General features: G+C 68.7%; 30 protein-coding genes. 10 read left to right on the top strand and 20 right to left on the bottom strand.

What is annotated here, in order from left to right:
- Position 1: 1 nt before the first annotated feature.
- The 19 genes from MTBUT4_RS08785 to MTBUT4_RS19900 form a co-directional block, all read right to left on the bottom strand.
- Complete coding sequence (locus MTBUT4_RS08785) at positions 2-271, bottom strand: hypothetical protein (RefSeq protein ID WP_173979307.1); 270 nt, start codon at positions 269-271, stop codon at positions 2-4.
- A 14-nt stretch (positions 272-285) separates the two neighbouring features.
- Complete coding sequence (locus MTBUT4_RS08780; protein WP_173979306.1) at positions 286-1,104, bottom strand: phage capsid protein; 819 nt, start codon at positions 1,102-1,104, stop codon at positions 286-288.
- A gap of 229 nt (positions 1,105-1,333) precedes the next feature.
- Entirely contained in the window at positions 1,334-2,146 is an 813-nt protein-coding gene (locus MTBUT4_RS08775; protein ID WP_173979305.1) for a hypothetical protein, read from the bottom strand.
- A complete protein-coding gene (locus MTBUT4_RS08770; protein ID WP_173979304.1) occupies positions 2,143-2,403 on the bottom strand; it encodes a hypothetical protein in 261 nt (86 codons plus the stop codon). Before MTBUT4_RS08770 ends, MTBUT4_RS08775 begins: the two co-directional genes overlap by 4 nt.
- Positions 2,396-4,084, bottom strand: coding sequence for a portal protein (locus MTBUT4_RS08765; protein ID WP_254434793.1), 1,689 nt, complete (start codon positions 4,082-4,084; stop codon positions 2,396-2,398). Before MTBUT4_RS08765 ends, MTBUT4_RS08770 begins: the two co-directional genes overlap by 8 nt.
- Before the next feature lie 2 nt (positions 4,085-4,086).
- A complete protein-coding gene (locus tag MTBUT4_RS08760; RefSeq protein WP_173979302.1) occupies positions 4,087-4,725 on the bottom strand; it encodes a hypothetical protein in 639 nt (212 codons plus the stop codon).
- Positions 4,722-6,251 carry a hypothetical protein gene (locus MTBUT4_RS08755; RefSeq protein WP_173979301.1) on the bottom strand — a complete coding sequence of 510 codons (1,530 nt, stop codon included), beginning with the start codon at positions 6,249-6,251 and terminating at the stop codon, positions 4,722-4,724. The genes MTBUT4_RS08760 and MTBUT4_RS08755 overlap by 4 nt, the downstream gene beginning before the upstream one ends.
- Positions 6,252-6,653: 402 nt before the next feature.
- On the bottom strand, positions 6,654-7,232 hold the full coding sequence (locus tag MTBUT4_RS08750; RefSeq protein ID WP_173979300.1) for a hypothetical protein: 579 nt from the start codon (positions 7,230-7,232) through the stop codon (positions 6,654-6,656).
- Positions 7,233-7,793: 561 nt separating this feature from the next.
- Positions 7,794-9,839, bottom strand: coding sequence for a bifunctional DNA primase/polymerase (locus MTBUT4_RS08745; protein WP_173979299.1), 2,046 nt, complete (start codon positions 9,837-9,839; stop codon positions 7,794-7,796).
- 118 nt (positions 9,840-9,957) lie between these two features.
- Positions 9,958-10,179 (bottom strand): hypothetical protein, encoded by a 222-nt coding sequence (locus tag MTBUT4_RS08740; RefSeq protein WP_173979298.1) that lies wholly within the window; start codon positions 10,177-10,179, stop codon positions 9,958-9,960.
- A gap of 3 nt (positions 10,180-10,182) precedes the next feature.
- On the bottom strand, positions 10,183-10,560 hold the full coding sequence (locus MTBUT4_RS08735) for a hypothetical protein (protein ID WP_173979278.1): 378 nt from the start codon (positions 10,558-10,560) through the stop codon (positions 10,183-10,185).
- Entirely contained in the window at positions 10,553-11,119 is a 567-nt protein-coding gene (locus tag MTBUT4_RS08730; RefSeq protein WP_173979297.1) for a 3'-5' exonuclease, read from the bottom strand. Before MTBUT4_RS08730 ends, MTBUT4_RS08735 begins: the two co-directional genes overlap by 8 nt.
- Positions 11,116-11,493: a hypothetical protein gene (locus MTBUT4_RS08725; RefSeq protein WP_173979296.1), complete on the bottom strand. Its 378-nt coding sequence runs from the start codon at positions 11,491-11,493 to the stop codon at positions 11,116-11,118. The genes MTBUT4_RS08730 and MTBUT4_RS08725 overlap by 4 nt, the downstream gene beginning before the upstream one ends.
- Before the next feature lie 9 nt (positions 11,494-11,502).
- Positions 11,503-11,694, bottom strand: coding sequence for a hypothetical protein (locus MTBUT4_RS08720; protein ID WP_173979295.1), 192 nt, complete (start codon positions 11,692-11,694; stop codon positions 11,503-11,505).
- Positions 11,691-12,056 (bottom strand): ribonucleotide reductase, encoded by a 366-nt coding sequence (locus MTBUT4_RS08715; protein ID WP_173979294.1) that lies wholly within the window; start codon positions 12,054-12,056, stop codon positions 11,691-11,693. Before MTBUT4_RS08715 ends, MTBUT4_RS08720 begins: the two co-directional genes overlap by 4 nt.
- Complete coding sequence (locus tag MTBUT4_RS08710) at positions 12,034-13,269, bottom strand: hypothetical protein (RefSeq protein ID WP_173979293.1); 1,236 nt, start codon at positions 13,267-13,269, stop codon at positions 12,034-12,036. The genes MTBUT4_RS08715 and MTBUT4_RS08710 overlap by 23 nt, the downstream gene beginning before the upstream one ends.
- A gap of 70 nt (positions 13,270-13,339) precedes the next feature.
- Positions 13,340-13,543 carry a hypothetical protein gene (locus MTBUT4_RS08705; RefSeq protein ID WP_173979292.1) on the bottom strand — a complete coding sequence of 68 codons (204 nt, stop codon included), beginning with the start codon at positions 13,541-13,543 and terminating at the stop codon, positions 13,340-13,342.
- Positions 13,544-13,685: 142 nt separating this feature from the next.
- Positions 13,686-14,150, bottom strand: a complete 465-nt coding sequence (locus tag MTBUT4_RS08700) for a hypothetical protein (protein WP_173979291.1) — start codon at positions 14,148-14,150, stop codon at positions 13,686-13,688.
- Entirely contained in the window at positions 14,147-14,386 is a 240-nt protein-coding gene (locus MTBUT4_RS19900) for a carph-isopro domain-containing protein (RefSeq protein ID WP_371737713.1), read from the bottom strand. Before MTBUT4_RS19900 ends, MTBUT4_RS08700 begins: the two co-directional genes overlap by 4 nt.
- Before the next feature lie 11 nt (positions 14,387-14,397).
- Here MTBUT4_RS19900 and MTBUT4_RS08695 point away from each other — a divergent pair, with 11 nt between their 5' ends.
- The gene (locus MTBUT4_RS08695; protein ID WP_173979290.1) at positions 14,398-14,775 is read left to right on the top strand and encodes a helix-turn-helix domain-containing protein; all 378 of its coding nucleotides are present in this window, start codon (positions 14,398-14,400) and stop codon (positions 14,773-14,775) included.
- Between the two features lie 6 nt (positions 14,776-14,781).
- Here MTBUT4_RS08695 and MTBUT4_RS08690 read toward each other — a convergent pair whose 3' ends face one another.
- Entirely contained in the window at positions 14,782-15,072 is a 291-nt protein-coding gene (locus tag MTBUT4_RS08690) for a hypothetical protein (protein WP_173979289.1), read from the bottom strand.
- Between the two features lie 175 nt (positions 15,073-15,247).
- Between MTBUT4_RS08690 and MTBUT4_RS08685 the strand changes: the two genes are divergently transcribed.
- The 9 genes from MTBUT4_RS08685 to MTBUT4_RS08645 all read left to right on the top strand — a co-directional run bounded on the left by MTBUT4_RS08685 (position 15,248) and on the right by MTBUT4_RS08645 (position 21,365).
- A complete protein-coding gene (locus MTBUT4_RS08685) occupies positions 15,248-15,742 on the top strand; it encodes a helix-turn-helix domain-containing protein (RefSeq protein ID WP_173979288.1) in 495 nt (164 codons plus the stop codon).
- Between the two features lie 9 nt (positions 15,743-15,751).
- On the top strand, positions 15,752-16,015 hold the full coding sequence (locus MTBUT4_RS08680) for a hypothetical protein (RefSeq protein WP_173979287.1): 264 nt from the start codon (positions 15,752-15,754) through the stop codon (positions 16,013-16,015).
- A gap of 9 nt (positions 16,016-16,024) precedes the next feature.
- Positions 16,025-16,261, top strand: a complete 237-nt coding sequence (locus tag MTBUT4_RS08675) for a helix-turn-helix domain-containing protein (RefSeq protein WP_173979286.1) — start codon at positions 16,025-16,027, stop codon at positions 16,259-16,261.
- Positions 16,258-16,647 carry a hypothetical protein gene (locus MTBUT4_RS08670; protein ID WP_173979285.1) on the top strand — a complete coding sequence of 130 codons (390 nt, stop codon included), beginning with the start codon at positions 16,258-16,260 and terminating at the stop codon, positions 16,645-16,647. Before MTBUT4_RS08675 ends, MTBUT4_RS08670 begins: the two co-directional genes overlap by 4 nt.
- Complete coding sequence (locus MTBUT4_RS08665; protein WP_173979284.1) at positions 16,644-16,868, top strand: hypothetical protein; 225 nt, start codon at positions 16,644-16,646, stop codon at positions 16,866-16,868. The genes MTBUT4_RS08670 and MTBUT4_RS08665 overlap by 4 nt, the downstream gene beginning before the upstream one ends.
- 95 nt (positions 16,869-16,963) lie before the next feature.
- Positions 16,964-17,608, top strand: coding sequence for a hypothetical protein (locus MTBUT4_RS08660; protein ID WP_173979283.1), 645 nt, complete (start codon positions 16,964-16,966; stop codon positions 17,606-17,608).
- Positions 17,609-17,615: 7 nt separating this feature from the next.
- Positions 17,616-17,837 carry a hypothetical protein gene (locus MTBUT4_RS19800; protein WP_173979282.1) on the top strand — a complete coding sequence of 74 codons (222 nt, stop codon included), beginning with the start codon at positions 17,616-17,618 and terminating at the stop codon, positions 17,835-17,837.
- Positions 17,838-17,847: 10 nt separating this feature from the next.
- Positions 17,848-19,518 (top strand): ParB/RepB/Spo0J family partition protein, encoded by a 1,671-nt coding sequence (locus MTBUT4_RS08650; RefSeq protein WP_173979281.1) that lies wholly within the window; start codon positions 17,848-17,850, stop codon positions 19,516-19,518.
- 179 nt (positions 19,519-19,697) lie between these two features.
- Entirely contained in the window at positions 19,698-21,365 is a 1,668-nt protein-coding gene (locus tag MTBUT4_RS08645; protein ID WP_173979280.1) for a recombinase family protein, read from the top strand.
- The last annotated feature ends 62 nt before the right edge of the window (positions 21,366-21,427 follow it).

The following is a 21,427-nucleotide window of genomic DNA, read 5'->3' as shown; positions in this document are numbered from 1 at the left end:
CTTAGTCGGTGTCGGCGCTGCCGATCTGCGTCAGATCGTTGACGTCGACCACGCCGCCCGCGTTGGAGGAGACGAAGAACAGGCCGGCCTTCATGGTGCCGCCGGTCTCCACGTTGGCGATGATGATGTCGCCGACGCGGACCATGGAGGAGGCGAGGTTGAAGTAGCCGGCCGTGTCGACGGTCGCCGCCGTGTCGGCCGTGGTGTAGTGCCACAGGTTGAAGCCGTTGGCATAGGCGAGGAGGGAAAGATCCTTGATCAGAAAAGCCATCGTTCCGCCCTCCCTTACGCTTCCAGGCAGCGCAGGCTGACGACCCCGGTGGGATCGATCAGGACCGAGCCCTGGCTCATCATGTTGTTGACGAACCAGGCGGCGCGGTCGCCGTGGTAGGTGATTTCCGACTTCACCTCGGCGCCGCAGGCGTGGCCGATGGCGGTCTTGTGGTACCAGTAGCAGTAGCGGACGCTGCCCGACTTGGTCAGGCCGGAATGGGGCATCCACAGGGTGCCCAGCCAGTTCTTGGCCTGGGTGCCCTTCCACGGCAAATCCTTGTCGCCGACGAAATCGGCATCGGCGAATTCGGGGATCTGCAGCAGCTCGGCCCACTGCGACCAGCCGACCACGGCGGTGCGCTGGCCGTCGTCGGGGACGTCGGCATTGCCGAGCATCTCCATGGCCTCGAGGACCTTGGCCTTGGTCAGGCCGGTGGTGCCGTCCAGCGCGTAGTTGGTGGACTTGTCGAGCTCGGCGATGATGATTTCGTCGGTCTTGCGGCCGAGCGCGTAGGCGCCGGCGTCGGTGAGAACCTTCTGCTCGTCGACGTCGGCCTTGATCTCGTCCAGGCGGTCGACCCAGTCGCCGGCGTAATAGTCGTACAGCTGGCATTCGACCGGGGTGTGGTCGACGTTCATCACCGGCACCTTGCCGTGGCGGGCCTTGGTGCTGGCCGAGCCCTTGCCGACCTTCTGGAAGACGGCGATGGCGCCCTTGACGTTGTTGCGCTGGCGCACGGTGTTGCGCAGCTTGGTGCCCTGCCGCTGGTAGGCGACATGCACCTGGTCTCCGTACTGCTTGGAGAAGGCGTTGATGATACTGGTGCTCATGGCATTGCCCTCGGGTGGTTGACCTGAAGGGCCGGAGACGGGAAACCCGCGCGCACCGACCCCCTTGCTGGTCCCGTGACGCCGGGACTGGCGGGCAGGTACGCGCGGGTCGCATGCCTCGATATGCCGCGGCCGCAGGTTTGACCCCCTGCGGAGGGGTGGCGGGTCCGGCGAGGCGGATAGGGCCGCTATCCGCCTCGTTTCAAACTTTCAGGCGGCTGTCAAGCCCCTACAGCACCCCGGGCTTGAGGCTGTCGGCGCCACCCGAGGGAAAGAGCCGTTCATAGCCTTCGGCGACCTGCTTCTGCTTGGCCGGGTTGGACCAGTAATCCGGCTCGGCCATGATGGCCCGCAGCTGCTCCTGGGAGAGCGGCGCCGCCGCCCCGGGGACGTCGCGGGCAGACGGCACCCCCTTTTCGCCGAGGCTGGCGCGCCACTTGGCCAGGGCGAGCGCGCCCTCGATGGTGGTGCGCACCGGCTGGCCGCCGGCGACCGCCGTCAGCCACTTGTTGAGGTCGGCGACCTGCGCCTCGCCACCCAAGGTCTCGACCAGCTTGGTCTTGGCTGCGGCCGCCGCCGCCTCAGCCTCGGCGTCGGCTTGCGCCATCGCCGCCTCGCGCTTGCCCATCCAGGCCAGCAGCTTCGAGGCGGTGGCCTGGTCGACGTTGCCCTCCTTCAGGATGCCCAGGCCCTCGGCGACCAGGGTATCCTTGGGGTCGAGGTTGAGCGCGGCCTTGTACTCCTCCGGCACCGTCAGGTCGTAGGCTTCCGGCGCCCGGGCGGCGAGCTTGGTGCGCATGTCCTGGTTGGCCTTGACCAGGGCGCCGATGTTGGGGGCGTTGGCCTTGGCGTCCCAGTATTGCTCGGGGACTTCGAACTGCTGCCCCTCGACCTCGATGGTGCGCGGCGACGCAGCGGCGGCCCCGGCGCTGGCGGCATCGCCGGCCGCGGCCGCGGCGGCAGTGGGGGTGGCGACCGCATCGGCCGCCGCGGGGTTCGGGGCCTCGGCGGCGCCGAGGTCAACCATGGCTTCTTCGCTCATTCCTTCCGTCCTTCCTCAACCAGTTTGATGATGCGCGCGGCCAGGAAACGCTGGCCTTCGAGATGCTTGAGCGCGGCTTGGTCGTAGCCCGGGCCCGTCACCTTCTCGATGGTGACACCCCGGATCCAGGCGAGGGCTTCCTTGCCGTCCTTGCCGCGGAACACCCGGGCGAACAGCCGGGCGAGATCGCGGAAGCCCTGCTCGAGTTCGGCGGTCTCGCCGGCCTCGGGGAACAGCCAGGGATCGACGTCAGCCATTGGCGCCCCCCATGGCCTTGGCGGCGGTCTGCACCACCGCCTGGCCCTCGGGGGTGCCGCCGATCTGCGCCGCCGCCGAGAACCCCTGCTGGGCGCCGGCCATCATCGCGGCCCGCTCGCGCTCGGCCTGCTGCTGGAGCTCTCGCAGCTTGTCGGCGGTGACCAGGCAGTCGGCGGGGAAGCCCCGCATCAGCAGGTAGCGGCGCAGGAACTTGGGCGTGTCCGCCAGCTGCTGCGCCGCGTTCGGCGCGATCTGCAGGACCTCAAGCAGGGCCTGCATGGCCTGGAGCGCCTTCTGGTTCTCCTGCAGGCGCACCAGGGGGTTCTTGGGGATCGGCCGGACCATCCGCCCATCCAGCTCGAACAGCTCGATGGCGTAGGGGCTGCCGGCCATGGCGGGGTTCGACAGGATGTCGATGACCCGGCGCCAGAACCGCATGTCGAGCTCGAAATAGAGCCGCAGGTGTTGCGGCACCTCGACCTCGGCGCGATTGCGTTCCGCCGCCTGGAAGGCGTAGGCGACCGGGCGGTCCTGGTCGTAGCCGGGGAGCGGCGGCCCTTCGATGGTTTCCTTGATGCCCCGGCGCAGCTCTTCGAGGTGCATCTGCGACACGTCGAAGCGGGCCGGCGACTGCAGGGGCTGCAGGCCCTGGGAGCCGACCGCCTTGGGGATGATGGTTCCCGGCACCAGGCGAATGTTCGAGACGTTGATCACCCCATCGTCGTCGGCCTGCCAGATCCCGGCGGCGGCGATCGAGAGATGCTGCAGGTGCATCTTCTTGACCGCGTTGGCCGTCTTCAGGTCGGCCCGGCACCACAACACCGGCCCGCGCCCGAGGACCTCGCCGGTGAACTTGCCCATGCGGAAGGCGATGATCGGCGGCGAGGTGTAGGTGCGCTCGACGATGCGCCGCTCGCCCTCGGCCACGTAGACCAAGTACTGGTAGGTCTCCTTCCGCGGATCGTGGATCTGGCATTCGAGCACCGCGACGTTGGCGTCGGGATCATCCTTGTGTTTCTCGGCCAGTTCGGCCGGGATCGCGGCGTCGTCCCACAGGATCTCGATGTCGCGGAACGGCACCGACCGCGGCCGGAACACCGTCTCGAGGATGCCGAAGGTCCCTTCCTCGGGCACCAGCTGGGCGATCGGCACCGCCTCGCACACCAGGGGACGCAGCAGCGACGGCCCCTGGTTGACCATCAGCGCCCCGGTGCTCACCAGGCTGTCGCCCAGCGCCAGCGGGATCTCGAGATGGAAGTTCGAGTTGGTGACGGCGCGCTGCGCCTTGCGGGCCTGCTTGGCGAGATGCTCCTGCACCTTCTCGAACAGCGCATCGTCCTCGATGTCGTCGGCGTCGAGGCCTTCGAGCTCGAACTCGACGATGGCGTCGTCGAAGGGCGGGAACAGCTGGTTGTGCATGCGCGCCCGCCGGGTGGTGACGGAGCGCATGCCCTGGCCCTCGTAGAGCTGGACGTCCGACTTGGCGCCCTCGGGACGGGTGCCGGTCGGGTCGGCGCCGGGCAGGGCCAGGTCGTAGCCGTCCTGCAACAGGGCGTTGAAGGCGTCGCGCCGGCCCTTGGCCTTGTCGTAGCGGCGCAACACGGGATCCCGGGCGGCCCCGGCGGCGGAGCCGCCCGACCGTCCAAAGGCAGCGGAGCTGCCGGGCTTGGCGGCGGACACGGTCAACCGCCGATCTTGTCGGTGTCGCCGGTCGACGCCGGGGCACCGGCCTCGGGATCGAAGCGCAGCAGGTTGCGGCCGGCGCCGGCGCGGCCGCGGCGGGACCGGCGGCGGGCGTCGTTCTCGCGCTCGAGCTGCGCCTCCTTCTCGGCGTTCTTCGCCCGCTGTTCGTCGATGTAGCTGGTATCGGGTTCCGGCGCCTTGGGAGCGCCGCCAAAGAAACCACCCATGGGTTCCTCCTCTCGGGTCAGGTTGCGGTAGAGCTGGTAGGGGGTGAGGGCACCCGTCTTGCGGCCCAGCAAGGCCTCGACGACACGGACACAGGACAGGACGCCGAGACCCAGGAAGCGGGCCTCGACCTGGCGAACGGCGTTCGCCCAGACGGCACGGAAGCGGCCGGCGGCGAGCTCGCCGTCGAACCAGTGGGGGAAGTCGGCCGAAGCGATGTGGACGTCGAGCCCGACCGACAACGGCTCGACGACCAACCACGGGCCGCCGGGAAGGGGCCGGGCGGCGAAGCAATGTCCGAAGCCCGGCCGCATGCGGCGGAACATGATTTCGATCATATGGTCGCGCAGCGAAAGCCGCGCATTTCCTGGGGCGGCCTTGGCGTCGCAGAAGACGATGAGCCAGCGCGTCATGCCAGCGGATCCCAGTCGACGGAGGCCTGCACCGGGCGGCTGTTGCCCGCCGCCGCGCCGCGGCGCCCCTCGGCCTCGAGGTGCTGGCCATGGCCGAGCATGGCGTATTGCAACGCGTCCTGGAGGTGCGAGGCCGGGCCCTTCTCGGGCTCCTCGGTGTAGTTCTCCTCGGAGCCCTGCAGCTTGCGGAAGCGGTAGGTGCTGTTGAAACCTTCGCGCAGCCGCTCGCAGGTGGGGGAGAGCAGGAAGGCGACGTCGCCGTCGATCAGCCGCGACAGCGGCGCGCGCACCGCCTCGAGGCGCTTCAGCAGGCCGTTGGTGGGGGCCAGCCGCCAGGCGATGCCGGTGACGGAGCGCATGACGTCGACCCACGAGCGCTCATCGGTGGACGACCGGGCGCCGGCAGCCGGGTCGCACCAGCCCTCGCACCGCCAGCCGCGATACTTGCGGGCCAGCAGCCGGTTGAGCTCCTCGCCGAAGCGCTTGGCACCCCACACCTCGCCGGACGGCGGCGCCAGTTCGTCGAGAGCCAGGATGCGCCCCTTCGGGTCTTCCTGGGTGATGACGGCGCCGGGGGTGAGACCGGCGTCGGCGCCGATCTTCAGCACGGTGTCGGGGATCGGCGCCAGGGCCTCGGGCGCCACATGGCGATGGTCGGCGAATTCGGGGAACACCACCTTGCCCGAACGGTCGGGGCCGAACTGGTTCTTGAGCTTGGTGGTGATGTAGTGGGTCTGCCCGTTCATGGTGAAGATCGCCGCCTGCAGGGCGTAGTAGTTCTCGGGCAGGTGCTGCAGGTTCTCGGTGCCGGGCTCGCCCCAGCCGGGCTGGCGGAAATACTCGAACACCTTGGTGTGGGTCTTGAGCAGGGCGTCGAGGTCGACGCCGGCGTCGCGCAGCTGCTTCTCGAGCCCGCCCGACTGGCCGCGGCTAATCCAGCGGTAGGTCCAGTTCGTCACCGAGGGGGCGTTGAAATCCGCCCACACCCCCCACCAATTGCACAGCCCGTGGTCGGCGCCGGGATAGCGGCCCGGGCGCTGCAGGGCGTAGTTCATCACCTCCTCGGGCACGAGGTTGGCCTCGTTGATCCAGACGGCGGTGCCTTCCCATGAGGAGAACACGTCCTCGGCGCGATGCTCGCCCACGCCGACGAACTCCATCGTCATCTCGGCCGCCCGGGCCGGGCCACCCTCGGGGAAGTCCCAGCGGATGGTGTGGACGGCCGGCACGCCGCCGGATCCGCCGGTGAAGTGCCCGACATCCTTCGGCACCAGCTTGAACCAGGTCGGCAGAGTGGTCTTTTCCAGGTTCCGGTAGGTGTCGCGCACCACCATGATCTTCGCCCGCTTGACCCGGTCGACCGGCGACGGGTTCTGCCACTGCGTCACCAGCACCCCTTTGGCGCCGCAGACCGTCGACTTGCCCGAGCCCAGCGGCCCCTGGACGAACTCGATGAAGGCGCGGGAGCCGTAGAAGGCCGAGCTCACCGGGCCCGGCGGCATGTAGGGTTTGCGTTGCCCGCTCATGACCGGCCCCGCTCCGCTGTGCGAACGCCGTTCGCCGGCAGGCCGCTCCGCTCTCCGGTGCCCAGGGGCTCCGGTGTCCGGTCGGTCAGGTCCCCCGGAAATTCCGGGGCCCTTTTTCCCCGGGGGGAAGACAACCGGCCTCGGCGATTGGGGGGGGTCGCCCGCTCCGCGTTCGCCCGGCATCGCCCGGCCGCATCAAGGCGAGCCAGGTCGGGCGCGGCCGGCGCCAGGTCGTCGCTGCTCGCTCGAAGGTAGACGTCATAATGGCTATTATGTCGCCGAACGCGAAGTCCTCGCGAAGTGCCCGCGAAGTCCTCGACGGCGCCCAGGCGCGACACCCCGCGCAAGGCCAGTAAAAGCACCTCCGCCGAGGCCGAGGCGCCCTGGTGTTTCACTTGCCCTTTACTGTTGCCCGGACGCATCATCATCCCCCTCGGAAGCACGCGCGGTTGTACCGTCGACCACCTCGCCGACCGGCATGTCGAGCAGCGGCCCGGCGCCACCGCCCTGCACCTGGTAGAAGGCCATCGCCGCCTCGGGCGCCACGATCTGCAAGATAGGCGCCGATCCCTGCAGGTTGACCTCGACCGGCATCTTGCCGTGCAGGTAGGGCGCCAGCTCGGCCGCCGCCTGGACCTGGATCTTGAAGGCCTCGACCGGCTTGCACTGGAGCTGCTGCGCCAGGTCCTCGACGGGCCGCGAGTAGGTTTCGGCCAGCGCCTCCAGCGGCGAGCGGTAGCGCGACAGCAGGTAGTCCCGCCACGCCGCCGTCGTCTTGTTGATTGCCCCGGGAGGCCGGCCCCGGCCGCGCGGTGCGTTGGCGATGGCCGCCCGCCGCTCCGCTGTGCCCTCGGGAAGCTCCGCCACCTGGTCGGCGGGCAGCAGCGGCAGGAGAGCCTGCTGCGGCGCCTCGACCGGCGGTGCCGCCGGATCGGCGACGGTGGCGACGGCCGTCTTCATGCCCTTGGCGATGTCGGTCATCCGAATATCACCCCCATTTTTTATTCGCTCCGGCCGAGCGCCCTGTATCCACGGAGGCACAAGGGGCCCCGCCGCAACATGGGCGGGCCCCTGGTAATAGATACGTAGTATCTATAGGGACACACCGGAGCATAGGATTGTTAAGGAAAAACAAGGGCTTGCGAGACACCGGAGCATTCCGGCGAGACACAGCGGAACAGAACGAAATCAACGGCTTGCGGAACACCGGACTCCTGTCCCAAGCCGCCCCCGCCCCATCCTCGCGCGGAGCGTGCATCGCCGGAAACGCAGCCCGCTCAATGGCTTGCAATCCGACCCCGGCAACCACCAGACAGCGGGCCGAGCGGGCGGGCGCCCGACACCGGAGCGGAAGCCCCCAGTCCGAGGCGGAAAGGCCAGCCCGATCAATGGCTTGCAGGAGACCCCGGAAGCCAGCGGCCGGGCGGGGGCGGCGGACACCGGAGCGGCCCCGGGCAAAGCCGAAAACTCCTGTGCCTTCAGGATGTTGGAAACACACCGGAGCACACCGGAGCAGGGAGGCGAACGCCGTTCGCGCCAAGGTCACTTCTTGTCGCATACGACGATCCTCTTCGACTTGTGGCGCCCGACCTCGACCACGGTGATGCGGCCGTCGGCGAACAGGGTCTCCATCGCCCGCCGCAGATCCTCCAGGCGGTGGCCCTTGCCCTCGGGCATGGCCTTGATCAGCTTGGGCGCGTAAGAGCCGGCGTTGACGCTGGGCGAGGCCTCGCGCCCCTGCTTCTCCAGCTTGCGCAGCGCCTCGATGAACGCGGTCTCGGCGCGGCCGCGCTCCATCGCCCCGAAGAAGCCGGTCTCGCGCTCGATCGGCATCAGCGCGCCATCGTCCCATTTCAGGCGGATGGCCTCGCCCGAGGCGGCATAGTTGGCCTTCATGCGGGTGAGGATGCGTTCGTTGGTGTCGGCGTCCTCCTGGTCGCCTTCGTCGCCCGGGCGGGTGAGATAGAGGCGCGAGCGCACCGAGTTGTTCCAGGCGGTCGAGCCGGCGAAGCCGTGCCCGCTGGCGATGCCCGACACCGAGGGATGGGCGCACAGGATGACCGAGCCGTCGATCTCCATGGCCAGCGACGTCAGCATGGCGATGAACTGGCGCACCTGGTTGCGGATGTTCTCGTTGCCGCCGAACACGTCGGCTGCCGTGTCGACCACCACCAGCTGGGCACCGAAGTCGAGGACCGCGCGGCGGAACGCCTCCCACAGCGGCGTGCGCCGGCCGGTGCCGTCGGCGTCGAAGGTCATCAGCAGGTTGTCGTCGGCGACGCGCGAGAAGAACCGCAAGTCCTCGAGATCGCCGAGGCCGAGGTCGAGGCCGCGGCAGATGGCGTCCTGCCGGCGGTGCAGTTCGTCGGCGCTGTCCTCGCAGAAGAAGCCGATGGCCTTGACCTGCTTCACCTGCAGGCCGCACCAGGCGCGGTTGCTGGCCACCGCCGTCAGCAGCTGCTGCGCCAGCAGCGTCTTGCCGACGCCGCCGTCGCCGTACAGCGCCGTGGTGGTGTGGCACGGGATCCAGTCGTGCGCGATCCACTGGCGGTCGGGCGGCAGCTTGCCCGCCCAGGCGATCGGATCCAGCGCCGTCAGCCGCACCGGCTCGGGGCCCGGCGGCCGCCGCCGGCGCCGCTCTTCCTCGATGTCGGCCACCGGTGCCGGCGGCGAATAGGTCTGCGAATAGCCGCCGCCACCCCGGGGCGGCTCCTCATAATCGGGCGGCGGTTCGTCGGGATAGGGCGCCATCACCCCGCCGACGCGCTGGCGCCGGGCCGTACGCTCGGGGATGCGGCGCGGATCGGCCATGCCGTCCTCGATGCCGCTCTTGATGGTGGCCAGGCTTTCGTCCTCGGTCAGGCCGATGGCCATCGCCGCAGACAGCAGGTGCCGCTCGACGATGCCGCGCTCGAGCGCGCCGGCGCCGACCAGCTGGCCAAGGTTGAAGGCCGAGCGGTTCAGCTGGTCGTTGCGGCCGCCCTGCTGGGCCCGGCGCAGGCTGGACAATTCCTTGTCGAAGGCCGCCTCGGCATAGGCGTTCTCATTGGTCGGCCGAGCCGGGGGAGGGGGGGGCTCCGACACCGGAGCGGGCTTCAGCAGCTCGAGCAGCCAGTCGGGCGGATCGGCGAAGGGAACGTCGCGGGGATGGACCTCCCATTCATAGACCACGCCGGTCTCGTGGATCGAGCCGGCCGCCACCACATAGCCGCCGTCGCCGCGCAGGTCGGTGCCGGGGATGCGGCGGGCGAAGTTGCGGACCTCAAAGCCGGGATGGCGGTAATAGCGGTGGCGGCCCTTGGCGGTGCGCACGGTCGGCGTCGCCGGCGTGCCCCGCTTGGCCACCTCCTCTTCGGCCTCCTCGGTGTCGGTGTCGAGCACGATGACGCCCGAGATCTGCCCGGTGGCCACCGCCACGTTGAACGCGTTCGGCCGGCCGGCGCCCGACGCCCAGCGCGCCACCTCCTGCTCGGTCGGCCGCCGCGCCTGGTACTCTTCCCACTTCAGCGCCGGGCGCTTCCCCTTGGGCTGCAGGGGGAAGATGGAAAATCCCAGGTCATAGAGTTCCTGCCAGTCCGCGGGCGTCATCGCAACGACACCCCCGACCCGCTACCAATGGCCATGCCTGTCTCTCCTTTCGGCCGTGACAGGCAAAAGATTGGATTTTCTCGGCGGGCGGTACCGCGGCAGGGGGGGGTAGCGGCCATCATTCCCCCTCGAGCTCGATGGTGCGCGCGCCCAGCGCCCGGCCGGGATGGGCCAGGTACATCCAGAAAGCGTCGTCGACCAGCTCGGCGATCGCAGCCTCGGTCATCCGCAGGGCGGCCGCCGCCTCACGCACGAACGGCGCCCGCCCCTGCGTGCCGGTATAGGTCTCGACCCAGCGCTGCAGCACCGACCGCTGCTCGAGGAGCTCAAGCGCGTCCATGGCTCACCCGCCGACAGGACCGACCATGTCGGCCGGAGGACGCGGGATCTCGACGTTGTGGGGGCGCCACAGGTGCAGGCAGTGGGGATGCAGATTGACGTGGTCGGCCGGCGGGACGTGCAACTGCATGGCCGTTTCGTCCTCGCGGAAGAACAGGCGCTTGACGTGCTCCATCTCGGTCCAGTTGGGACAGCGGTTGCGCCGGCTGACGGACACATGGTCCCATCCTTCGCCCACACTGGCGATCACCCGCAGCGGCGCCCGGTCGACCGGAGAGGAGACGATGAACACCCCGCAGGTGCCATCCCCCCCCCAGCCGAAATGGGCGATGACCGCCGGGCTGGTGTCGCGAAACGCGTCGACGAGGTAAAGGTCACGCATTGGCCGCCCCCGCACAGGTGGTCGGCACGAGGCCGAGGCGGCGATATGCCTCGACTACCGCCATCGCTTGGGCACGGGCATCGTCGAGGGCATTGTGATGGGTGCCGATCGCGCGGTCGGGCTTCACCCTCGCAAGGTCGTACAATGTTCTGGTGTCCCGCACGTCCCAGAACTTCCACGGTGTTTCCCGCCCCACACATTGGTAGGCCGCACTGAGAATGGGAGCGTCGAAGGTTGCCCCATGGCACCAGAAATACTGGGCGCCGATATATTCGGAAAACCAGGCGGCGAAGTCGGCCAGCGCCAGGGGTAACATCTGGTCGCCGCCCATGGCTTCGTTGCGGGCGGCTTCCGACTGCCTCATCCACCACAGCACCGTCCCTGGCTCGATGGTCAAACCCCAGGTGACGCAGTTGTCTAGCGACAAGGCGGTGTAGAAGTCGGGCCCCATCCGCCCATTGACCGGATCGAAGGCCACTGCGCCGATGGAAAGGATGGCGCACCCGGGAGCTGCGCCCATAGTTTCCAGGTCGACCATAACGTGGGAAAAGGCGGTCATGCCGAAGCCTCCATCGAGGCGTCGATTGCGGGCTCGTCCGCCCAACCCACAGGCACCTTTGGCAGGCCAGTCGCGATCAAGTCTGTCTCCCGCAACAGATGCGGGGTGGGGTTGCCGTCGAAGGCGACGATGTAGGTGATTGAACGAGACGGGATGGTGGTCATCAGCGGCCGCGGCTCATGACGCGCATCCGCCAAGGCGTGCTCGGCCGGGAAGCCGGGCGGCACCACGACCGCGATGGCCGCTTGCCCGGGCAGGTGCTTGAGGTGGGCTCGCCGACGCACCTTGACGACATCGCCCGGGCCGAATTTCGCGGCAGGGCAGGGTGGGGCGGTGCCGTGACCAGCATCTTTAACGATCAGGATCGGGTTCATGATGCCCCCCTATTGCTGCCGGCGCCGGATCTCGAAGCCGGCGTCCTCGAGCGCGCGCTGCAGCTCGGGCCACACCCGGCCGCGGCGGGCGCTCTCGACGACGGCGGCGATGACCAGGCGCGAGGCGTGGTTGAAGAAACGGTGCAGCTCGCCGGGCCGCTGCTCGGTGATGGCGAAGCCCGTGGGGTCGAAATCGGTCATTCCGCCGCTCCCCGCTGGCCGGCGAGGGCATAGACCTCGCGCACGATGACGCCGGCATCGGCCTCGAGCCGCGCCAGCTGGCGGGCGACCAGGCCGATCGGGCTGGCGGGCTCGGCTTCCGATCCGCCCAGGCGCCGCACCAGGTCGGCGGGCGTGCGCCCTATCTGCAGCAGGTGCGACACCAGCACGCAGGCGTCGTCGAGCAGGCCCTCGAACAGCGACCCTACCTTGTTGCCGTCGATGAAGACCTCGCGCACCCGGCCATCGACGTCGAAGCCGACATTCATCAGCCAGGTGTGCTCGCACCATTCCAGGGTCTCGGTCAGGCACAGGCGCCGATTAGGCAGCCGCTGTCGTTCCACGCGCGTGCTCCTTTTCCAGTTTGGCCGCCAGGGCACGGACTTCCTTCGCCAGATAGCGCCCGCCGCCGTTGACCAGGTAGATGACCGGCCCGCGGCTGGCCCGTGGTGCCTTGGCCAGCCAGTAGCCGTGGCGCTTCAGGACGCGATAGGCCTCCTGCAGCTCGCCGAAATCGGGCTCCCGGCTGGCGCCCTTGGTCGCCAGGAAGGCTTCGATCTGCGCCAGTTCGGCCGCACGATCGGGCTTGACGACGTCGGGCGCGACCGGCGGCGGAGGCGCCGGCGGCAGATCCAGGATGGTTGCCGGAGGTGGCGAAGGACGCGCCACCTCCGGCTCCGACGCCGCCAGACAGGAGACGGTATCCACGACGTCGGAAATGGTCGGCTGCGGGCCGGGATCGGTCCCGGCTGGCTTTGATGCGGCCGTCCCGGTCAAGCCGTGCGCGTCGCCCGCCTGTTCCGCGGGCCGGGCTCGGCGCCCCGGCTTGTCCTGGCCTGGCGGTGCCCCACCGCCGCATCGCTTGGTTTTTTTCTGGTGGCAAGACGCCTCCACCACCGCAGCCGGCGGAACCGCCCGAACGATCGGGGGCGGCTCGGCGAGGTGCAGATCGCTATGGTCAACCACGGCCAGCGCCACGGCGTCGGGATCCAGCTGGACACGCGGCGCCGATGCGGGCTCTTCCACGCGAACGGCGTTCGCCGGCCCTTCCGCCTCCGGCTCGCAAGCGCCGCCGGGGGGGGTAGGTTCCACCGGCACGCCCACTGCGATCGCCAGGTCGGGCCGCAGCCGCGCCATGGTCCGTCGCCACGCCCGCTCGACGATGGCGTCGAGATCCTCGGGGGTGAGAAGCCGGCCGGCGGCGGGAGCACCGTGCCCTTCCGAACGTGGGCCTCCCCCGCCGGCCGCAGTTTGCGCAGAGGTCGCCGCAATGTCGGCCTTGCCCATGTCCGCCGGGGGCACGCCCTCGGCAGCCGGGGTGGGAGTGACACGCACCGGCGCCCGCCCTCGCGGCGCCGGCCGCGCAGGCCGACTTGGTGTGCTGGGGGATGCGGCATCCCCCCTGTTCGCCCCGGCATCCTCATCGGACCGGCTGGCCACCAGGCGGAGCGCCGCCTGGAAGGTGATGCCCTTGCGGCAGGCAAGGGCGACGATTTCGGCGTGGGTGGCGCCGGGGTTGGCGGGGCGGCCGGCGCCCTCTTTCAATCCCGCGCTCATAGCAGACACCCCGCAAGAGCGAGCAGGAGGGCCACGATTGCCGTGGGGAAGGCTGCCGGATCGGAGAGGTTCATGCCGCGCCCGCCTTCCGACCGGCATCGGTCTTGATCCAGGTGCCACGCCGCCATTCCCAGCGCTCGCCGGTCCCGAGATGGCGCACCACGGCACCGCTCAATCGGCGCATCCGAGTGAGATCGTTCATCGCGGCCTGGCGGGTGGCGTAGGTGCCGACCGTCCCGGCCGAGGTCAACGCTTGCCAGCGTCCCTTCGACATGCGTCCCCTCCCTTCCGGCGGCGAACCCCCCGCTCCAACGCGGCGGCGGCGGCCGCAAAGCCCTTGGCCAGCGCCAGCGCGGCCCGGTCCCGCAGGACCACCAGCGCCAGCGCGGTGGCCAACGCCCATCGCCAAACGCCGATCATCGGCGCGTCCTCGTGCCAACCTGGCCGAGATTGTGGCGAAGCAGCTTCAGCCTTCCCTCGAGCTCGGCGAGCTCGCGGTCGAGCGCCAGGCTGGCGTCGGCGGCGTCATCCCCCAGGACCTCGGCGACGACGCCCCACCCGAACAGGCGCCACGCCCGCACCAGGTGCTTGAGGTTGGGAGCCTGCCCGCCGCCCCATCCTTCGGCGGTGCGCGCCGACACCCCGAAGGCGATGGCGCAGGCCTTGGTGTCGAGGGTGCCCGGCCGCTGGCCGGGGAAGCGACGCCGCAGCGCCGCCGCCCAGCGGTCGCCCGGGCACTCCTCATGGTTGCGCAAAGTGACCGTGGAGTTTCCCATCGAAGTTCCGCCCGCGTTGTTCCATGCTCGAACGCGGTTGTGGTTGCGGTTGATGGGATCGGCGGGGGCGGCAACCCCCGTCATCTCGACAGCGGCGAAGCTCATGCAGCCACCTCCTGCGCTGGCTCGGGCATGTACCGAATGTGCCGAAGGGCGTCGTATGACACCCCGGGGATACCAAGCGCTTCAGCAGCATCGACAATTGCCGCCCATTGCGAGGGTGGAATGCGACCACGCCGACGCCAGTTTGGGATTGCGGTGCGGACAAGTCCCAGCGTCTCCGCCATGCGGGCGGGGCCACCGAAGGAGCGCACCAGATCGTCGAAGGTTATAGTCTGCATGGGCAATATACATGTCACCCATTGTGACATCAGGCAACACAAAAAAGTGGCGTGCGCCTCAAGATGGGGTGTCACAGTTTGTGAGCATGCCCCAAGATATGGACAAACCAGACGCCATGCGGGTGATTGGCCAGCGTCTGCGAGCGACGCGGGAAGCGCTCGGATTGACGCAGGAACAGCTGGCACTCAGCATCGGCGTAACGCGCACGGCCTACACCAACTGGGAGCGAGGCGACCGCATGCCAGATCCGCTGGCAGTGGTGCGCCTAGCTGACAGGTACGGCGTGACGCTGGATTGGATCTACCGAGGGCAGCTCGGCGGCATGCCCCATTCGCTGGCCACCAAGATCGAACCTCTATTGTCCAGATCTTCCCAGGCTGGCGGGTAAGGCAGCTCAGTCGCGCTTAGCCAGGTCAATGAACCATCGGCCTAGCTGGTCCAATATCTCACGGTCATTTGGGATGACGACATACTGAGCCGCCAGCAGACGTCGCGCCTCTTGCGCCGCGCGATCGCTGGCGTATTCACTGTCTCGAGTGTAGTTCCGCAGGCGCAGCTCACCGTTGTTAGCTTCGAGCGACAGCCCAACTACGTGCGTCGAGCGCTGCACCAGACCCAGCTTCACAAAGAAGGTCCGAATGAGAGGGAACTCTCGCCTGAACCTAAATAGGTCCGGGATCACCATCGCATTCACCCAAACGGTTATTGATGGTTGAACTTCCCATAAGGCGCTATCGGGCTCAAAGCGGATCACCACACCGTGGCGAGCCCAATGTCACAAAGGGTGACAAATGGCGCTTGCCGCGTGTCACGTAACGTGACATTGTCCCTCCATCACAACCTGATGGAGTTCCGTTTCCATGTCCGCATCTGTCCCGTCGCGTGTGCCGGTTGCGTCCAAGCGCCGTCGCACCTCTCGCGGCCGTCTCGATGACGGCGCCCCCAACCCCGTCGACGTCCATATCGGCTCGCGCATCCGGCTGCGTCGGGTGCTGCTGGGGATCAGCCAGGAGGCCCTCGGCCACAAGCTGGGGCTGACGTTCCAACAGGTGCAGAAGTACGAGCGCGGCGCCAACCGTTGCTCCGGTTCGCGCCTGTGGGATCTGGCCCGGGTGCTGGACGTGCCCGTCAGCTTCTTCTTCGACGACATGCCGGCCGCCGTCGCCGCCGCCAGCCCGGCCGCCGTGGTCGCCGGCACCGCGCCGCCGTCGCACACCTTCGACGGCGGCGAGTTCGCCGACCGTCGCACCCTCGAACTGGTGCGAAACTTCAAGTCCATCGCCGACGAGAACACCCGCGATGGCATCTACTCCCTGATTAAGTCGCTGGCGCCCACGCCGGCGCCGGCCGAGTAGGGGCGAGCCATGGGAGATCGCATCCGGCTGCACCTGGCCGACCACGGCCAGGACTTCCTGCGCTTCGACATCGAGGGCGGGAAGATCGTCGACACCCAGCCCTTCCAGGGATGGTGCTGGAACGGCCGCCAGGTGGCGCCCGCGTCCGGCGACCCGGACTGGCTGGCTGGCGACCTGGTCGAGTTCGAGGATGGGAACATCCTGCGATACCCGGTCGAACGCGTCGAGATCGTCTCCGCCGATGAGGCGGGGCCGGTCGCCGAGGGCGAATAGGGGGAGCCCATGGAGCGCAAGCGCCCCTTCATCCCGCGCGTCGGCCCGGTCGACCGGCAGATCGGCGCCCGCATCCGGGAGGCCCGCATCGCCAGCGGGCTCACCCTCGACCGCCTCGGCCGCGAATGCGGCGTCACCTGGGCTCAGGTGCGGATGTACGAGCGCGGCCGCAACCGCGTCTCGGCGTCCCGCCTTCACGCCATCGCGACCGCCGTCGGCCGCCCTCTGGACTGGTTCTTCGCATGATCCTCATCGTCCCAATAGTCGATTTCGACCAGGTGAAGCGCAGCGTTCAGCCGACGGCGTACTTCGCTATGAACACCTGCTGGTGGACCGACAATCCGGGCCACCTCGGACGCATGGAAACCGGCGTCGGGCACGGCCTGCCATGTGGGCCGCGCGGCGAGGGCCTGATGACGGCCCCGCTCCGGGAATTCCTGGCAGCGGCCAAGGCCAATCCCGCTCACTACGGGAAGCACGGGCTGCGGGCGTTCATGGCCGCCTACCACGGCAACTGCCTGAAGGAGGACGCAACGGGCGCGCGCCCGTGGTCGCTCCAAACCTGGGTGGAATACAACGCCGCTCTCGATGCCATGGACGGCGTCGAGCCCGGTAAGGACGCCGGCGCATGACCGCCCGGGTCATCACCGATCGGGGCCTCGTCTATGTCGAGGCCTCGCTCGCCCAGCTGCAGGCGGCCGGGCTCTTGACCTGGTGGCCGTCGCCCGACGGGGACGGCCCCGTCATCAAGATGGCCTGCCTCAGCCCGCGCGAAGCCGATGCCTTCGCCACCCAGGTCAATCTCCGGGCCCGGGGCCATAGGCCCCGACCCGCCACCACCAACCCCGGCTGAAAATTTTTTTCGCCGCCCGGCGTACCAACGGACGTTGCCGGGGGCTTCTTTTCCAGTAGGGGACCCGCTTTCGCCCACGGAGGGGCAACACGACCATGAGCACCGAAGACATCCTTGCCGAGTTCGGCATCGAGCTGCAGGACGACGGCTCGCTCGAGTTCACCGACATGAGCCTAGCCGAGACCGCTTACGTCCATCACTCCCGCATGCCCGTGGCGCTGGCCGCCATCGCCGCCATCAGCCCGGCCTTCGCCCGCGGCCGCTTTCCCAAGACGCGCCTGGTCGACCTGGTCGCCAAGCGGCCGCACATGGACGAGGACGAGGCCATGGCCCTGGCCGCGATCGGCGGCGCCAAGGTCGAGCCCCCGTTCTGGAGCAACCGCGGGCCGTTCGCGGCGCATCTCGCCCAGCTGTGCAACCGTCACCAGCTGTGGGGCTGCTTCTACTTCGAACCCGACCAGCCCAAGCGGTTGGAGACCTTCCGCCCCTTGGGCTACGCCGAGGGCGCCCAGGGCGACCGCGACATGCAGGCCTTCAAGGCCGCCATCAAGGGGATGAGCGATCTGCAGCGCATGCTGGTGGCGACCATCGTGACGCTGTACCGCGGCGCGGCCGACGACAAGACCTGGCTCGGCCGCTGGTCCAACTGGCACGCCGCCGAGGCGCTGCCGGTCATCCGCGCCGACGACCAGGCCCGTGCCGACTGGCACCAGCTGGTCGCCCTGTATCCGGGCTGGTAGGCGCGCCATGACGAAGCTCCCCGCCAACCGCTACGCCCGCGCCCGCGACCTGGCCGCCGCCATCTCGGCCGAGCTGTTCCTGCACGGCACCGTCACCGACGCCGCCCTGCAGCGCCGCGGTTTCCACCCCGACGAGATCCGCGACCTCTACCCGGCGGCCCTCGCCATGCAGGCCCGCCGCCCCGTCACCCTCAACGCCGACGCCGACCCGGCGAACGCCGTTCGCTAGGAGACCGACCATGCCTCCCAAGAGCAAGCTCACCCCCGAACAGATGGACGAGATCCGCGCCCGTTTGGCCGCCGACCCCGACCTCACCAATGCCGGCCTCGCCAAGGAATACGGCGTCGACGCCTCGCTGATCTCCCGCCTGCGCCACGGCAAGTACGCCCCCGCCGGCGACACCCCCGCGCCGGCGGCCGCGACCAGCGATCCCGCCCTGCGGCGCATTCCCCTGCTGCAGATCCAGCCGTCGCTCCTAAACCCGCGCCGCACCTTCGACGACGAAGGCATCCGCGACCTTGCCGCCAGCATCGCCGCCCAGGGGTTGCTGCAGAACCTGGTCGTGCGACCCGATGAGGAGAAGCCCGACCTCTTCCGCATCGTCGCCGGCGAGCGCCGCTGGCGAGCCCTCGAGCTGATGGCCAGCGAAGCCCGCCTCCCCATCGAGATCCGCGACAACGGGGTGCCCGTTCGGATCATTCAGGCCGACGCCGCCCAGCATCTGGCGTTGGCGCTGCTCGAGAACCTGCAGCGCGTCGATGTCAACCCGATGGAGGAAGCTGCCGCGTTCGCCCAACTGCAGCAGCTGGATCCGGCGAAGTGGACCACCCGCACTATCGCCGAGGCGATCGGCAAGCCCAAGGGCCAGCGGTTCGTCCAGCAGCGCCTCGCGCTGGTCGAGCGGCTGGCGCCCGAGATCCAGCAGGCGCTGCGCGATGGAAAGATCACCTTCACCCATGCGCGCCACCTCACCATGGCCGACTTCAAACAGCAGAGGGACCTGCTGAAGAAGGGCGTCGGAGCCTGGAGCGCCGAGCGCCTGCGCGAAGCGATCACCGGCGACCTGGTGCCGGTGAGCCGGGCCGTGTTCGAGGAAGCCGCATACACCGGCCAGATCGTCGAGAACCCCGAGACGGGAACGCGGTACTTCGCCGACAAGAAGCAGTTCATGGAGCTGCAGCGGGCCGCTGCCAAGGCCAAAGCCGCCGAGCTGAAGAAGGTGTGGGCATGGGCCGAGTTCGAGGAGAGCTACTCGTTCTCGCATTACCGCTACGACCAGGTCGATGACGGGACCGCCGGCGCCGTGGTCCATTTCAGCAACTACAGCGGCATCGTCGAAATCCATAAGGGCCTTGCCAAGAGGGAGAACCGCCACGAAGACCCGGCCGAGGTCGAACGGCGCCGCGCGGAGCAGGAGCAGCAGGAAGCCCGACAGAAGGCGTGCGAGCGCCTGCGGGCCGACCTGCAGCCCCTTATCGCATCCGACCCGGCCATGGCCATGCGGCTCTACTTCTACGAACTCGGGGCCACTCATCGGCACAAGTCGCCGGCGCGCGGACTGAGCGGGGACGGGCTCCTGAAGAACCTCGTCAACGGCGGCGCATTGTCGAAACTCGCCGGCCATGTCGGACCCGTCGCTCAGTGGTCGGGCCGCCACAACTTCAAGGAAGACAGCGATCCCGCGACCATATGGGCGATCCTGCTGCAGATGCCGGAAGAGGCGATGGCCACCGCGATCGCCGAGACGATCGCCGCCGGCTTCAACGTCGCCTATTGGAGCGAAGGCGGGATCTCGCCCTTGGTGGTGGCGCTGGCCCGTCACTATCAGGTCGCCATCCCCGAGATCCTGCTGCCGGCGCAGCGTGACATCGAGGATGCCGCGATCGCGGCCTCGGCGGCGGCGGAGTAGGCCCACCCACCATGCCCCGTCGTGTCACTTCTCCCCTTGCGGACCCCGTGTCGCCGCCGCCAGATCCCGAGCAGGGCATCCTTGAGCTCGCCAGGATCATTGCGCGTGCGGTGGCACGGGCTCATCATCGCGAGGAGGAGGAGGCCCGGAAGCTGGCCACCACCCGGGACTAACCGTTCATGCGTTTCGCCATCTACGCCCGCTATTCCGACGACAACCAGAGTGAGCACTCGATCGACGATCAGGTGCGGCTGTGCCGCGCCAAGATCGCCGAGATGGGGGGCGAGGTCGCCGAGGTCTATCCCGAATACGCCATTTCGGGCGGCGCCCTGATCACCCGGCCGACCTGCATGCGGTTGCTCGAGGACGCCAAGAGCGGGCGCTTCGACGCGGTGATGGCCGAGGCCCTCGACCGCGTGTCGCGCAACCAGGCGGACACCGCCACCATCTACCAGCGGCTGGAGTTCCTCGGCGTCAAGCTGTTCACTTCCGAAGAAGGCGAGATCAACGAGCTGCACATCGGGCTCAAGGGCACCATGAACGCCCTGTTCCTGAAGCAGCTGGCCGCCAAGGTGAAGCGCGGCCAGATCGGGCGCGCCGAGGCGGGGCTGGCGCAGGCAGGCTTGGCCTACGGCTACCGCCTGAAGCGCGAGTTCGACGCCAGGGGCGAGGTCATCAAGGGCCTGCGCGAGATCCACCCGGAGCAGGGGCCCGTCGTCTTCGAGATCTTCGACCGCTTCGCCAGGGGGGAAAGCCCGCGCGCCATCGCCGCCGACCTCAACCGCCGCGGCATCCCGGCGCCGAGCGGCGGCGAATGGTTCGCGTCGACCATCAACGGAAACCGTCAACGCCAGACGGGCTTCCTCTACAACGAACTCTACACCGGCCGGATGGTGTTCAACCGCTCGAGCAAGTTCAAGGATCCCGAGACCGGCAAGTACCAGATCCGCATGAACCCGCCCGACAAGTGGGTGGTCAAGGAGATGCCCGAGCTGCGCATCATCCCCGACGCCCTGTGGGAGCGCGTGCAGCGCCTGAAGCAGCAGAACAAGCATTACCCCACGCATCGGCTGCGGCGGCCGAAGCACATCCTGTCGGGCCTGGTGCGCTGCGGCTGCTGCGGCGCTTCCTATACCGTCAACAATCGCGACCGCATGGCCTGTACCCGCCGCAAGGAAGCCGGCGCCGAGGCATGCTCGAATGGACACACGATCAGGATCGCCGACCTCGAGCAGCGCGTGCTCGACGGCATCACCGCCAAGCTGCTGGCGCCCGAGGTTCTGGCCGAATACCTCAAGACCTATCATGAGGAGCGCAAGCGCCTGCAGGTCGAGAGCGGGCGCCGCCAGGCCGACCTGAAGAAGCGGCTGCCGGCGCTGGAGAAGGAGATCGCCAACCTCGCCGACGCCATCGCCGAGCACGGCTATTCCAAGGTCTTGGGCGATCGGCTGGCCAAGCTCGAGCGCGAGCGCGACGACGTCACCGCCAAGCTGGCCACCATCGAGGAAGAGGACAACGTGGTGCTGCTGCACCCGCGCGCGGTCGACGCCTATAAAAAGGCGGTCGGCGAGCTATCGCGGCTGATGGAGGGTGATGACCAGGCCCGGCGGGAGGCGATGGCCGTCCTGCGTCCCATGATCCAGTCGATCGACGTTCTCCCCGGCGAGCGCCGCGGCGAGACGAAGATCATGATGAATGGGATCTTGGCACGCTTTCTGGCGTTCGGGACTGAGCCCGATCGCCAGAAGCACTATAGTGTTGGAGCGGGCGAAGGGATTCGAACCCTCGACCCCAACCTTGGCAAGCACGGAATATGCACATACGCCAGTTCTACTAGAATACGGTGATATTCTCTCCAGTGATACCGAGTGCGGCATCGGGCCGGGGCTCGCGGCCTCCCACTAGAGCG

This window comes from Magnetospirillum sp. UT-4 (genome assembly GCF_902729435.1).
GTDB lineage: Bacteria > Pseudomonadota > Alphaproteobacteria > Rhodospirillales > Magnetospirillaceae > Magnetospirillum.
This window is presented reverse-complemented; position numbering and strand designations above follow the sequence as displayed.